Here is a 12,298-nt window from a genome sequence, read left to right on the forward strand (position 1 = left end):
CAACCTGAAAACACCGGGAAATTGGGATTAATCCCATAGTTCCAGGAATTTGGCGGATCAGAACACCGCTACAGGGCAACATTGACGAAAACAGGACGCTCCCGTATAAGCCCGCCAACTGTCCGCGATGACCCGGTTTTGGATCGGGTGCGGCTCGTCTTTGGGCCGGAAATGGCTCGTTGAGCCAACATCTTAGGACTTACCTCAAATTACTCGGCGAATTGCCCGGTCAGCGGAGAACGACCCGTGAAGCGGACTTATCAACCCAGCAAATTGGTGCGCAAGCGCCGTCACGGCTTCCGCGCTCGCTTGGCGACCGTTGGCGGCCGCAAGGTTCTGGCTGCGCGCCGCGCACGTGGCCGCAAGCGCCTCAGCGCCTGATCGGATCTCTTCCGAGAGTTCATCATGGACCGGTTACGGCAGCGGGCGGACTTTCTCGCCGCTGCCAATGGGCCGCGGGTGAACAGCCCTGCCTTTGTGATGCAAACCCGGCGACGTGACGACGACGGCCCGATCAGGGTCGGCTTTACCGTGACCAAAAAAAACGGAACCGCCACCGAGCGGAACCGTATCCGGCGCAGGCTTCGCGAACTGGTGAAGCGCGTCGATGTCTTATCCATGCGACCCCACAGCGATTATGTGCTAGTCGGCCGTCGTGTCGCGCTCCAACGCGATTTCACGATGATGCTCGACGACCTCCGCTCGGCGCTGCACCGCCTCGATCGGCAATCTTCTAAGACGCAATCTTCTAAAACCAGCGTGACCTGACGCTTTCAGCCTGCGACAAGCGCGCAGCCGGAAGCGAGAGCCGCACCCGCATTTGAATGACGAGACCTGAACGATGACCGACAATCGCAACACCATCATTGCCGTCATTCTGTCCGGCCTGGTGCTGATCGGCTGGCAATATTTCTACAACATCCCGCAGATGGAGAAGCAGCGCGCACAGACCGCGACGCAGACCCAGCTCGCCAACCCGACCGCACAGCCCAACGCCACGCCCGGCAGCACGACGCCGACCGCGAATTCCACCGCCGCAGGCGGCGCACCCACGAATGTGGCGCCGGCCAACGCTCCGATCGTCAGCCGCGATAGTGCCATTGCAGCGTCGCAGCGCGTCAAGATCGACACGCCGCGTATCTCCGGCAGCATCGCGCTGAAGGGCGCGCGCCTCGACGATATCTCGCTGACCAAGTTCCGCGACACCGTGGATCCGAAGTCGCCGGCGATCGTGCTGTTCTCCCCCTCCGGCACTGCCGCGCCTTATTATGCCGAGTTCGGCTGGGTCGCCGCCGCCGGTGCGAACACCAAGATTCCCGACCAGAACACCCAGTGGCAGCAGGAAGGCTCCAACGCCCTGACGCCGACCACGCCTGTCGTGCTCAAGTACAACAACGGCGACGGCCTGACGTTCACTCGCACCATTTCGATCGACGACCGCTACCTGTTCTCGGTCAAGGATGACGTCAGCAATATCGGCAACGCGCCGGTGACGCTGTATCCCTTCGCGCTGATCTCGCGCCACGGCACGCCGCATGTCGAAGGCTATTACATCCTGCATGAAGGCCTCGTCGGCTATCTCGGCGACCAGGGCCTGCAGGAATACGGTTACAAGAAGATCGACGAAGCCAAGGCGGTGAATTTCAAGGTCACCAATGCCTGGCTCGGCATCACCGACAAATACTGGGCTTCGGCGCTGCTGCCCGACACCAATGCGCAGCTGCAGGCCCGTTTCTCGTCGAACCTGACCGGCACCCAGCGGACCTACCAGACCGACTATCTGCAGGACGCGCAGACCATCGCCATCGGCGGCACCGGCACGGCCAATGCCCGCCTGTTCGCCGGCGCCAAGGAAGCTGCCACTGTCGGCATCAACTTCCCGCTGGCGGTTGGCCTCGGCGGCTACAATCAGGCGCTCGGCCTCAACCACTTCGACCTTCTGATCGACTGGGGCTGGTTCTACTTCATCACCAAGCCGATGTTCCTGGCGCTCGACTGGTTCTTCCACCTGTTCGGCAATTTCGGCATCGCTATTTTGCTGGTGACGGTGCTGGTGAAGATCATCTTCTTCCCGCTGGCCTCGAAGTCCTACGCCTCAATGGCGAAGATGAAGGCCGTGCAGCCGCAGCTGGCGGCGCTCAAGGAGCGCTTCCCTGACGACAAGATGAAGCAGCAGCAGGAGATGATGGAGATCTACAAGAAGGAGAAGATCAACCCGATCGCCGGTTGTCTTCCCGTCATGTTGCAGATTCCGGTGTTCTTCTCGCTCTACAAGGTTCTGTTCGTCACCATCGAAATGCGCCACGCGCCGTTCTTTGGCTGGATCAAGGATCTGTCGGCGCATGATCCGACCAATCTCTTCAACCTGTTCGGCCTGATCCCCTTCGATCCGACGACGATTCCGGTGTTTGGTCACTACCTCGCGCTCGGCATCTGGCCGATCATCATGGGCATCACGATGTGGTTCCAGATGAAGCTGAATCCGACACCGCCGGATCCGACGCAGAAGATGATCTTCGACTGGATGCCGCTGATCTTCACCTTCATGCTGGCCGGCTTCCCGGCAGGCCTCGTGATCTACTGGGCATGGAACAACACCCTCTCGGTGCTGCAGCAGGCCTACATCATGAATCGCAACGGCGTGAAGGTCGAACTGTTCGACAACGTGAAGTCGACCTTCGCGAAGAAGCCGGCTGAAAAGAAGACGTAACCCTTGGAGCCCTCATCCTGAGGAGCGGCCACTTGGCCGCGTCTCGAAGGACGAGGGCGGGGCGCTCATGGTTCGAGACGGCGCTTGCGCGCCTCCTCACCATGAGGGCCGGAGCAGCACAGAAAGCCACTTCGCATGACCACTGACACCGATGCGAAGCTGATCGAACAGGGCCGCCTGCTTTTTGCAGGCGAATGGACGTTCATCTGGGCCTCGCCCTCGATCGAGACGCTGCCGCCGATGGCAGGAATGGAAGTTGCCTTTGCCGGGCGCTCCAATGTCGGCAAATCCAGCCTGATCAATTCGCTGACCGGCCGCAATGCGCTGGCGCGGACCTCGCATACGCCGGGGCGCACACAGGAGCTGATCTTCTTCGAAGGTCCTGATGGCTCCGACTTTCGGCTCGTCGATATGCCCGGCTACGGCTATGCCTCGGCGCCAAAGGTCAAGATCGCGTCCTGGACCAAGCTGATCTACAATTTCCTCCAGGGCCGGGCGAGCCTCGCGCGCGTCTACGTCCTGATCGACTCCCGGCATGGCCTGAAGGATGTCGACCTCGACGTGCTCAAGTCCCTCGATCGCTCGGCGGTCAGCTACCAGATCGTGCTGACCAAGGCTGATCAGGTGAAGAAGAGCGAACTCGACAAGACCCTCGAAGAGGTCCGCACCGAGTTGCGGACTCATCCGGCAGCCTTTCCGGACGTGCTGGTTACATCGTCGCGCACCGGTGACGGCATGGCCGAATTGCGGGCTGCAATGGTCCGCCTGTTGAACGAGCGCAACTGATGACCCGCTTTAGCCTGTTTCGCATTCTTGTCATCCTGGCCGGCGTGATGGGCGCGGACGGCGTCATTCTGGCTGCCGCTTCGGCGCATCAGCCGGACGCGACGCGGCTGGCCTCGGCCTCCTCGATGCTGCTGTTTCATGCCGCCGCCATTCTGGGTACCGTTGCCCTGATCGAGCGCGGCGTCGCCCATCTGCAGATCGGCCTGACAGCTGCGTTCGGCTTCGTCATTGCTGCCGCGATCTTCGCCGGCGACCTGACCCTGCGCCAATATGTCGGTCACGGCTTGTTCACAATGGCCGCACCGACCGGCGGCACCCTGCTGATCCTGAGCTGGCTGGCGCTGGCGGTATCCGCAGCTTGGCCGCGCCCCACCTGACGCCGGGCCACTGGACAGAGCAGCGATGCTTTGCGCGGCGGCAATCAATCGGCTAGAACGCGCCGCAGATTGCTCACCGTGAGATCCGCTTCATGACCGACGCGCCCATCATCAGTGCTCTCGACCAGGCCCGCATCCTGTCGGAGGCGCTGCCCCACATGCAGCAATATGACGAAGAGACGATCGTCATCAAATATGGCGGGCATGCCATGGGCGCCGAGGATACGGCCCGCGCCTTTGCCCGCGACATCGTCCTCTTGGAACAGACCGCCATCAATCCGGTGGTCGTGCATGGCGGCGGCCCGCAGATCGCGCAGATGCTGACGCGCCTCGGCATCAAGTCGGAATTCGCCGCCGGATTGCGCATCACCGACGCGGCGACCATCGAGATCGTCGAGATGGTGCTGGCCGGCTCGATCAACAAACAGATCGTCAGCTACATCAACGAAGCCGGCGGCAAGGCCGTTGGTCTCTGCGGCAAGGACGGCAACATGGTCACCGCGTCGAAGGCGACGCGCACCATGGTCGATCCGGATTCGAACATCGAGAAGGTGGTCGATCTCGGCTTTGTCGGCGAGCCGGAAAAGGTCGATCTCACGCTCCTCAACCAGCTGATCGGCTATGAGCTGATCCCGGTGCTGGCGCCGCTCGCAGCAAGCAAGGACGGCAAGACCTTCAACGTCAATGCCGATACCTTTGCCGGCGCCGTGGCAGGCGCGCTGAAGGCCAAACGCCTGCTTCTGCTCACCGATGTGCCGGGCGTGCTCGACAAGTCGAAGAAGCTGATCCCGGAACTGTCGATCAAGGATGCCCGCAAGCTGATCGCCGACGGCACGATTTCCGGCGGCATGATCCCAAAGGTCGAGACCTGCATCTATTCGCTCGAACAGGGTGTCGAAGGCGTCGTCATTATCGATGGCAAGACTCCCCATGCCGTGCTGCTCGAACTCTTCACCAATCAGGGCACGGGCACGCTGATCCACAAGTGACGGACAACACGCACCACAAGCCGTCATGGCCGGGCTTGTCCCGGCCATCCACGTCTTGGCGGTGGAAAGCGAAAGGCGTGGATGCCCGGGTCAAGCCCGGCCATGGCGTGGGGAGAGGCCTTGGGTGCTCTCTGCTTCTTGGCTTTGCGCTTCTACTCGGCGCCCTCACCTCCCCCGCTCGCGCCGATCTCAAACTCTGCAACCGCATGAGCTATGTCGTCGAAGCCGCCATCGGCATCGACGACAAGAGCGCCACCGCGACGCGCGGCTGGTTTCGCATCGATCCCGCGCAGTGCCGCGTCGTCGTACAGGGAACGCTGACGGCCGACCGTATCCTGCTGCATGCCCGCGCGCTCAGCATCTACGGCGCCTCACCCGTGGCGCAGAACGGCACCGACAACCTGTGCATCGCGCCGGATAACTTCGTCATCGCTGCTGCCCGGCAATGCCGTGCCGGACAGTCACAAGTGCCGTTCACGATGATCAAGCCGACGCAGACCGACGACGGCAACATGGTCGCCTATCTCGCGGAAGACAGCGAATATGACGACGAACAGGCCAAGCTTGCCGCCATCCAGCGCCTGCTGGTGATCGCGGGCTATGACGCCGCACCGATCGATGGCGTGGACGGGCCGAAGACCCAGAGCGCGCTCTCGTCCTTCCTCAAGAGCCGTAGTCTTGCTGCCGATGTGGTTTCAACGCCGAATTTCTTCGAGACAATGATCGCCGCCGTGCAGGCGCCCTCCGCAACAGGCCTCACCTGGTGCAACGACACGTCCTACAAGGTGATGGCGTCAGTCGCGACCGATGATGGCAAGGGCGTTGTCAGCCGCGGCTGGTATCGCATCGAACCAGGCAAATGCCTGCGACCGGATGTTGTCGGCCAACCCCGCCAGATCCTCAGTTTCGCCGAGGCCGTCGACGACAATGGCCGCGGCATCAAGCTCAACGACAAGCCGCTAAACTGGGGTGGCGTTCGCATGCTGTGCACGCGCGAGAGCAAATTCGAGATTCGCGACCACAACGACTGCAATACTCGCGGCCTCACCAGCGCCGGCTTCGCTATCGTCGACATGTCGGGCGGCGGCAGGACGCTGCGCTTTGCGACGCCGTGACGACCGGACAACAGAGACAATCAATGACCCTGCCGACCAAATCGCCCCGTGCCTTCAACCATGTCGAGACATGGGTGTTCGATCTCGACAACACGCTGTATCCGCACCACGTGAACCTGTGGCAGCAGGTCGATGGTAAGATCCGCGACTTCGTCGCGAACTTCCTCAGGATTTCGCCCGACGCGGCCTTCAAGGTTCAGAAGGACTATTACAAGCGTTACGGCACCACCATGCGCGGCATGATGACCGAACACGGTGTGCGCGCCGACGACTTTCTGGCTTTCGTCCACGAGATCGATCATTCGCCGCTCGAGCCCAATCCGGTGATGGGCGCCGCGATCGCACAATTGCCCGGCCGCAAACTGATCCTGACCAACGGCTCGGTCGCCCATGCCGGCGCCGTGCTGGAGCGCCTCGGTTTCGCCGACCAGTTCGAAGCGATCTTCGACATCATCGCCGCCGATCTGGAGCCCAAGCCGGCTCAGCAAACCTATGATAAGTTCTTGCGCCTACACGGCGTCGATCCCTCGAAGGCGGCCATGTTCGAGGACCTGTCACGCAACCTCGTGGTACCGCACAAATTGGGCATGACGACCGTGCTGATCGTGCCTGACGGCGCCAAAGAGGTCGTGCGCGAGGACTGGGAACTGGAAGGCCGCGACGACGACCATGTCGACCACGTCACCGACGATCTGACGGGGTTTCTGGCGGCGCTGAACAAAGCCCGGTAGGGCGGGATGGCCGCCCGCGCGTCTTGACTCTCCCCAGCCGAATCCCGACAAAAGCTCCAAGAAATCACCTTTTACCCACGATCTGCCCAAGGAAATCGCGATGTCGCTGACCGCCCTCGAATCCACCATCAATGCCGCCTTCGACGCGCGCGATAACGTCAACGCTGCGACCAAGGGTGAAGTCCGCGACGCTGTCGATCAGGCGCTGAACCTGCTCGACAAGGGCGAGGCCCGCGTCGCCGTGCGTGCAGACGACGGCAAGTGGACCGTGAACCAGTGGCTGAAGAAGGCCGTGCTGCTGTCGTTCCGCCTCAATGACATGGCGCAAATCTCTGGTGGTCCCGGCGGCGCGGCCTGGTGGGACAAGGTGCCCTCGAAGTTCGAGGGATGGGGCGACAACAGCTTCCGCGACGCCGGCTTCCGCTCTGTACCGGGCGCTATCGTGCGCAAGTCGGCCTTCATCGCCAAGAACGTCGTGCTGATGCCGTCTTTCGTCAATCTCGGCGCCTATGTCGACGAGAGCTCCATGGTCGACACCTGGTCGACGGTCGGCTCCTGCGCCCAGATCGGCAAGCGCGTGCACATTTCCGGCGGCGTCGGCATCGGCGGCGTGCTGGAGCCGCTACAGGCCGGCCCGGTCATCATCGAGGACGACTGTTTCATCGGCGCCCGCTCGGAAGTCGCTGAAGGCGTGATCGTGCGCAAGGGTGCGGTGCTGGCCATGGGCGTGTTCCTGGGCGCATCGACCAAGATCGTCGATCGCGAGACGGGCGAAGTATTCGTCGGCGAAGTGCCGGAATATGCGGTGCTGGTCCCCGGCAACCTGCCCGGCAAGCCGATGAAGAACGGTCAGATCGGCCCCTCCACCGCCTGCGCCGTGATCGTGAAGCGTGTCGACGAGCGCACCCGCTCCAAGACCAGCATCAACGAACTGCTGCGCGACTGATTTGTCGTTTCGTCCGGTTTGCGCGTAGCATCGTGTAAACCGGACCGATCCGTTGAATTGAGGGCTGCCATGGACTGGACCACGCTGCTTTTCAGCTTCAAGGGACGGATCAACCGCGGCAAATACTGGCTCGCGATCCTGATCTACATAGTGGCCTGGATCGCCTTCGTGGCTGCTGCCGTGATGTGGCTCGGCGGCTTTGACACCGATCGCCTGTTCAGCATGGTCGGCGGCGCGTTGCTGCTGTGGCTGGCCGCCATTGTCCTCATCACCGCCGGTACATGGTCCGGCATCGCCACCGGCATCAAGCGGCTGCATGACCGCGAGAAGAGCGGATGGTGGATCCTGGTGTTCTGGCTCGGCCCCAGCGTCCTGAGCGGCATCGGCAGCACCAGCAGCGCGAGCACCAGCTTCGTCTTTCATATCGCCAGCTTCGCCGTGACCATCTGGGCCATCGTCGAACTGGGCTTCCTGCGCGGCACCGCCGGGCCGAACGAATACGGTCCCGATCCGCTTGCCGCGCTTGCCACTGCACCAAGGGTCTGATGTCCACCGACGCTCTCTCCATCGCTCAAGATCTTCTCCGCTGCCCCTCAGTCACTCCTGCTGACGCCGGCGCCCTCGGCGTGCTCGAGACCCTGCTGACGTCGGCCGGCTTCGAAGTCCATCGCGTCACCTTCAGCGAGGAAGGCAGCGCCGACATCGAAAACCTCTATGCCCGTATCGGGACTTCCGCGCCGCATATCTGTTTTGCTGGCCATACCGACGTGGTGCCGCCCGGTGATGAAGCGGCGTGGACCCATGGCGCTTTCTCCGGCGACGTGACGAACGGCCTGCTCTACGGCCGTGGCGCGGTGGACATGAAGGGTGGCATCGCCGCGTCAGTCGCCGCCGTGCTGGACTATCTGGCCGCGAATGACGGCAAGCCGCAAAAGGACGGCGGCGGTTCGATCTCCTTCCTGATCACCGGCGACGAAGAAGGCATTGCCGTCAATGGCACCGTGAAGCTGCTGCAATGGGCGGCCGAGCGTGGCGAAAAATTCGATCATTGCATCGTCGGCGAGCCTTCGAATGTCGAGGAGATGGGCGACACCATCAAGATCGGCCGCCGCGGCTCGCAATCCGGCACGTTGGTCGTCGATGGCGTGCAGGGCCATGTCGCCTATCCGCATCGCGCATCGAATCCGGTACCGGATATCGCCGCGTTGATCACAGCGCTGAGCAGCGATCCGCTCGATCAGGGCAATGCGCAGTTTCAGCCGTCCAATCTCGAATTCACCTCGGTGGATGTCGGCAACAAGGCGACCAACGTCATCCCCGCGCAAGCGCGGGCGAAGTTCAATATCCGCTTCAACGACCATCACACGCAGGCGTCATTGCGCGACCTGATCGATGCACGCGTCGCAACTGCCGCCGGCAATCGCATTCGCGCGCATGTGATCTGGGAGCCGAGCAATTCGGACAGCTTCGTCACAAAGCCCGGCGCCTTTACCGATACGGTCGTCGCCGCGATCAAGGATGTCACTGGCCGCACACCGGATCTCAACACGGGCGGCGGAACCTCGGATGCGCGCTTCATCAAGAACTACTGCCCGGTGATTGAATTCGGCCTGGTCGGGCAGACCATGCATCAGATCGACGAACACACGAAGGTTACCGATCTGGAGAAGCTCACCCAAATCTATCGCGGCGTGCTGGATCGGTATTTCGCATGAACGGCAAGATTCTCGTCCTCACCGCGCTCGAAAGCGAGCTCGACAAATCACGCGCGCCTGCCGAGATCGAGGTGATTTTCACCGGCGTCGGTAAGATCAACACCACGATCGCAACACTTCAGGCGGTGCAGGCCATGCAGCCCAAGCTCGTCGTGAACTACGGCACCGCCGGCAAGCTAAACACCAAACTCAACGGCCTCGTCGAGGTCAGCGACGTGATCCAGCGCGACATGAATGCCGAGCCGTTGGCGCCGCGCGGCCGCACGCCCTTTGCGCCCGATCTCGACCGCCTGGTCTCGGGCCAGCGCGGCGTGATCTGCGGCAGTGGTGACAGTTTCGTCACCTCCACCGATCCTTGGCTGGTGTCGAACAATGTCGATATCGTCGATATGGAACTGTTTGCCATCGCGCAGGTCTGCCTGCGCCACGGCATTCTCTGGCGCGCCTTCAAGTTCATCACCGACGACGCCAATGATTTTGCGCATGAGCATTGGACGGCGAATGTCGCGAATGGACAGGATCTATTCTGGGACGCGATGAAGGCCGTGAAGGTCTAGTAGTCGACCTTTACCAGATACAGCCCATCCGGCGGCGCCACGATGCCGCAGGCGCTGCGGTCCTTCGCGGCAAGCGCCGCAGCCAGATCGTCCGGCGTCCAGCGGCCGTTGCCGACCCAGACCAGTGAGCCAACCATCGAGCGCACCTGGCTGTGCAGGAACGAGCGTGCGGAGGTCGTGATGGTGATCGCCTCACCGTTCTGCACCACATCGAGCTGATCGAGCGTGCGGATCGGCGACTTGGCCTGGCATTCGGTATCGCGAAAGGTCGTGAAGTCGTGTCGACCGAGCAAACGCTTCGCAGCCTCGCTCATGGCAGCGACATCGAGCGGTCGCGGCACGCGCCATACCCGGCCGGCATCGACGGCGAGGTTCGCGCGACGATTGGTGATGCGATAGACATAGTGGCGCTTGATGGCCGAGAACCGCGCCTCGAAATCATCCGGCACGATATCCGCCGACAGCACGCCGACCGGATGCGGCCGCAGATGGGCATTCATGCCATCGCGAAAGCGACCCGGCACCAGCACTTTCGGCACGTCGCAATGGGCGACCTGGCCGAGCGCATGGACGCCGGCATCGGTGCGACCGGCGCCATGGACGCGGATCGGCTCGCCGCAGATGGCCTCGGCGGCACGCTCCAGCGTGCCCTGTACGGTCAGCGTCGCGTTGGCCTGCACCTGCCATCCGGAAAATGGCGCGCCGTCATATTCGATGATCATCTTGTAGCGCGGCATCAGCCCACCCGCAGAGGCGGCTTCAGCGGCGTGCCACGCAGAAATTCACTGGCCTTCATCGGCTGCTTGCCGGCGCGCTGCAGGTCGATGATCCGGATCGCGCCCTCGCCGCAGGCGATGGTGAGCTGATCGTCGATGATCTCGCCGGGCGCACCCGCGCCCTTTGCAAGCTCGCAGCGCAGAACCTTCACGCGCACCGCCTCGCCCTCGATCGGCACTTCGCACCACGCGCCCGGAAACGGCGACAGGCCATGACAATGCCGAAGCACGTCGCGCGCCGGCTTCGACCAGTCGATCTTGGCTTCGGCCTTGTCGATCTTGGCGGCATAGGTGACGCCGACATCGCTCTGCGGCGTCAGGCTCAGCCGGCCCCTTTCCAGCGCGCCCATGGCACGCACCATCAGGTCGGCGCCGAGCGGCGCCAGTGCATCATGCAGGTCCAGCGCCGTCATCGCATCGGTGATCGCCAGCCGCTCGGCCATGGCGACATCGCCGGTGTCGAGGCCGACATCCATCTTCATCACCATGACGCCGCTCTCGGCGTCGCCCTCCATGATGGCACGATTGATCGGTGCAGCGCCGCGCCAACGCGGCAACAGCGAGCCGTGCAGGTTGAAGCAGCCGAGCGGCGGCACATCGAGAATGTTCTGCGGCAGGATCATGCCGTAGGCGACGACGACCGCAGCCTCGGCCTCATGCGACCGGAACTCGACTTCCGCCTCCGGCGTCCGCAGCGCTTTCGGCGTGAAGACGGGAATGCCGAGCCGTTCCGCCTCGCGCGCCACGGGCGTTGGCTGCAGCTTCATGCCACGGCCGGCGGGCTTTGCTTCGCGGGTATAGACCGCCACGATCTCATGGCCATGGGCCACGAGTTCGAGCAGCGTCGGCACCGCGAAATCCGGCGTGCCCATGAAGATCAAACGAAGCGACATAGGTTCGGAGCCGATCTGTTGCAGCGTTGCGCGGAGAAACCTACTCCGCGCGCTTGGCGAGCTTGGTGAACTTCTTCAGCACGCGGTCGCGCTTCAGCTTGGAAAGGTAATCGACGAACAGCACGCCATTGAGATGGTCGATCTCGTGCTGAATGCAGGTCGCGAACAGGCCAGAAGCCTCTTCCTCGATGGTCTTGCCGTCGAGGTCCATATAGCGGATCCGTACCGTCGCCGGACGTTCCACTTCCTCGTAATATTCGGGGATCGACAGACAGCCCTCTTCATAGACCGAGAGCTCTTCCGAGGCCGAGATGATCTCCGGATTGATGAAGACGCGTGGCTTCTTGCCGTCCTCCTCATCGTCCTTCTTGGCGATGTCCATGGTGATCAGCCGCAGCGGAACCGCGATCTGGATCGCCGCCAGCCCGATCCCGGGTGCGTCATACATCGTCTCGAACATGTCGTCGGCGAGCTTGCGCACCTCTGACGTCACCTTCTCGACTGGTTTGGAGATCAGCCGCAACTGTTTGTCGGGCAGGATAATGATTTCACGAATGGCCATGGCGGCGATTTAATCTGCGCGCCGGTCCGGGTCAATCCGCTGGAAAAGCTGGACTTTGAAGGACGTTAACTCCCCGCTAACCATGAAAATTGAGGCGCGGTTAACCATGCCGGTTAAGGCCTGCTTAACCACATTTCTTAG

The 12,298-nt window shown here is 62.4% G+C and carries 15 protein-coding genes; 12 read left to right on the forward strand and 3 right to left on the reverse strand.

Translation table 11 applies throughout. The features are described 5' to 3' along the window. Positions 1-246 precede the first annotated feature (246 nt). From rpmH to AB7951_RS24870, 12 genes are all read left to right on the forward strand, one after another. The gene (rpmH, locus tag AB7951_RS24815) at positions 247-381 is read left to right on the forward strand and encodes a 50S ribosomal protein L34 (protein WP_011471298.1); all 135 of its coding nucleotides are present in this window, start codon (positions 247-249) and stop codon (positions 379-381) included. A 24-nt stretch (positions 382-405) separates the two neighbouring features. Then, positions 406-768 carry a ribonuclease P protein component gene (gene rnpA / locus AB7951_RS24820; protein WP_089262790.1) on the forward strand — a complete coding sequence of 121 codons (363 nt, stop codon included), beginning with the start codon at positions 406-408 and terminating at the stop codon, positions 766-768. A gap of 73 nt (positions 769-841) precedes the next feature. Then, positions 842-2,710, forward strand: coding sequence for a membrane protein insertase YidC (gene yidC, locus AB7951_RS24825; protein WP_093759796.1), 1,869 nt, complete (start codon positions 842-844; stop codon positions 2,708-2,710). Between the two features lie 135 nt (positions 2,711-2,845). Continuing rightward, the gene (yihA, locus tag AB7951_RS24830; protein ID WP_120288259.1) at positions 2,846-3,496 is read left to right on the forward strand and encodes a ribosome biogenesis GTP-binding protein YihA/YsxC; all 651 of its coding nucleotides are present in this window, start codon (positions 2,846-2,848) and stop codon (positions 3,494-3,496) included. After that, positions 3,496-3,873 carry a DUF423 domain-containing protein gene (locus tag AB7951_RS24835; protein ID WP_120288258.1) on the forward strand — a complete coding sequence of 126 codons (378 nt, stop codon included), beginning with the start codon at positions 3,496-3,498 and terminating at the stop codon, positions 3,871-3,873. The genes yihA and AB7951_RS24835 overlap by 1 nt, the downstream gene beginning before the upstream one ends. Positions 3,874-3,965: 92 nt before the next feature. Then, on the forward strand, positions 3,966-4,862 hold the full coding sequence (argB, locus tag AB7951_RS24840; protein WP_120288257.1) for an acetylglutamate kinase: 897 nt from the start codon (positions 3,966-3,968) through the stop codon (positions 4,860-4,862). 77 nt (positions 4,863-4,939) lie between these two features. Continuing rightward, entirely contained in the window at positions 4,940-5,977 is a 1,038-nt protein-coding gene (locus tag AB7951_RS24845) for a DUF1036 domain-containing protein (protein ID WP_439062093.1), read from the forward strand. Between the two features lie 23 nt (positions 5,978-6,000). Further along, positions 6,001-6,708 (forward strand): pyrimidine 5'-nucleotidase, encoded by a 708-nt coding sequence (locus AB7951_RS24850; protein ID WP_120288255.1) that lies wholly within the window; start codon positions 6,001-6,003, stop codon positions 6,706-6,708. A 100-nt stretch (positions 6,709-6,808) separates the two neighbouring features. After that, the gene (dapD, locus tag AB7951_RS24855) at positions 6,809-7,654 is read left to right on the forward strand and encodes a 2,3,4,5-tetrahydropyridine-2,6-dicarboxylate N-succinyltransferase (protein WP_093759804.1); all 846 of its coding nucleotides are present in this window, start codon (positions 6,809-6,811) and stop codon (positions 7,652-7,654) included. A gap of 69 nt (positions 7,655-7,723) precedes the next feature. Further along, a complete protein-coding gene (locus tag AB7951_RS24860) occupies positions 7,724-8,200 on the forward strand; it encodes a DUF805 domain-containing protein (protein ID WP_093759806.1) in 477 nt (158 codons plus the stop codon). Then, positions 8,200-9,369, forward strand: a complete 1,170-nt coding sequence (gene dapE / locus AB7951_RS24865; protein WP_120288254.1) for a succinyl-diaminopimelate desuccinylase — start codon at positions 8,200-8,202, stop codon at positions 9,367-9,369. The genes AB7951_RS24860 and dapE overlap by 1 nt, the downstream gene beginning before the upstream one ends. Further along, a complete protein-coding gene (locus AB7951_RS24870) occupies positions 9,366-9,926 on the forward strand; it encodes a phosphorylase family protein (RefSeq protein WP_441256079.1) in 561 nt (186 codons plus the stop codon). Before dapE ends, AB7951_RS24870 begins: the two co-directional genes overlap by 4 nt. On the opposite strand, the gene truA is transcribed toward AB7951_RS24870, so the two are convergent. From truA to def, 3 genes are read right to left on the reverse strand one after another with little or no spacing between them, the layout of a single operon-like run. Then, positions 9,923-10,663, reverse strand: a complete 741-nt coding sequence (gene truA / locus AB7951_RS24875; protein ID WP_120288252.1) for a tRNA pseudouridine(38-40) synthase TruA — start codon at positions 10,661-10,663, stop codon at positions 9,923-9,925. The genes AB7951_RS24870 and truA overlap by 4 nt on opposite strands. Beyond that, complete coding sequence (gene fmt / locus AB7951_RS24880) at positions 10,663-11,595, reverse strand: methionyl-tRNA formyltransferase (RefSeq protein ID WP_120288251.1); 933 nt, start codon at positions 11,593-11,595, stop codon at positions 10,663-10,665. The genes truA and fmt overlap by 1 nt, the downstream gene beginning before the upstream one ends. 40 nt (positions 11,596-11,635) lie before the next feature. Continuing rightward, positions 11,636-12,157 carry a peptide deformylase gene (def, locus tag AB7951_RS24885; protein ID WP_089262812.1) on the reverse strand — a complete coding sequence of 174 codons (522 nt, stop codon included), beginning with the start codon at positions 12,155-12,157 and terminating at the stop codon, positions 11,636-11,638. Positions 12,158-12,298 lie beyond the last annotated feature (141 nt).

This window comes from Tardiphaga sp. 285_C5_N1_2 (assembly GCF_052076065.1).
Lineage (GTDB): Bacteria > Pseudomonadota > Alphaproteobacteria > Rhizobiales > Xanthobacteraceae > Tardiphaga > Tardiphaga robiniae.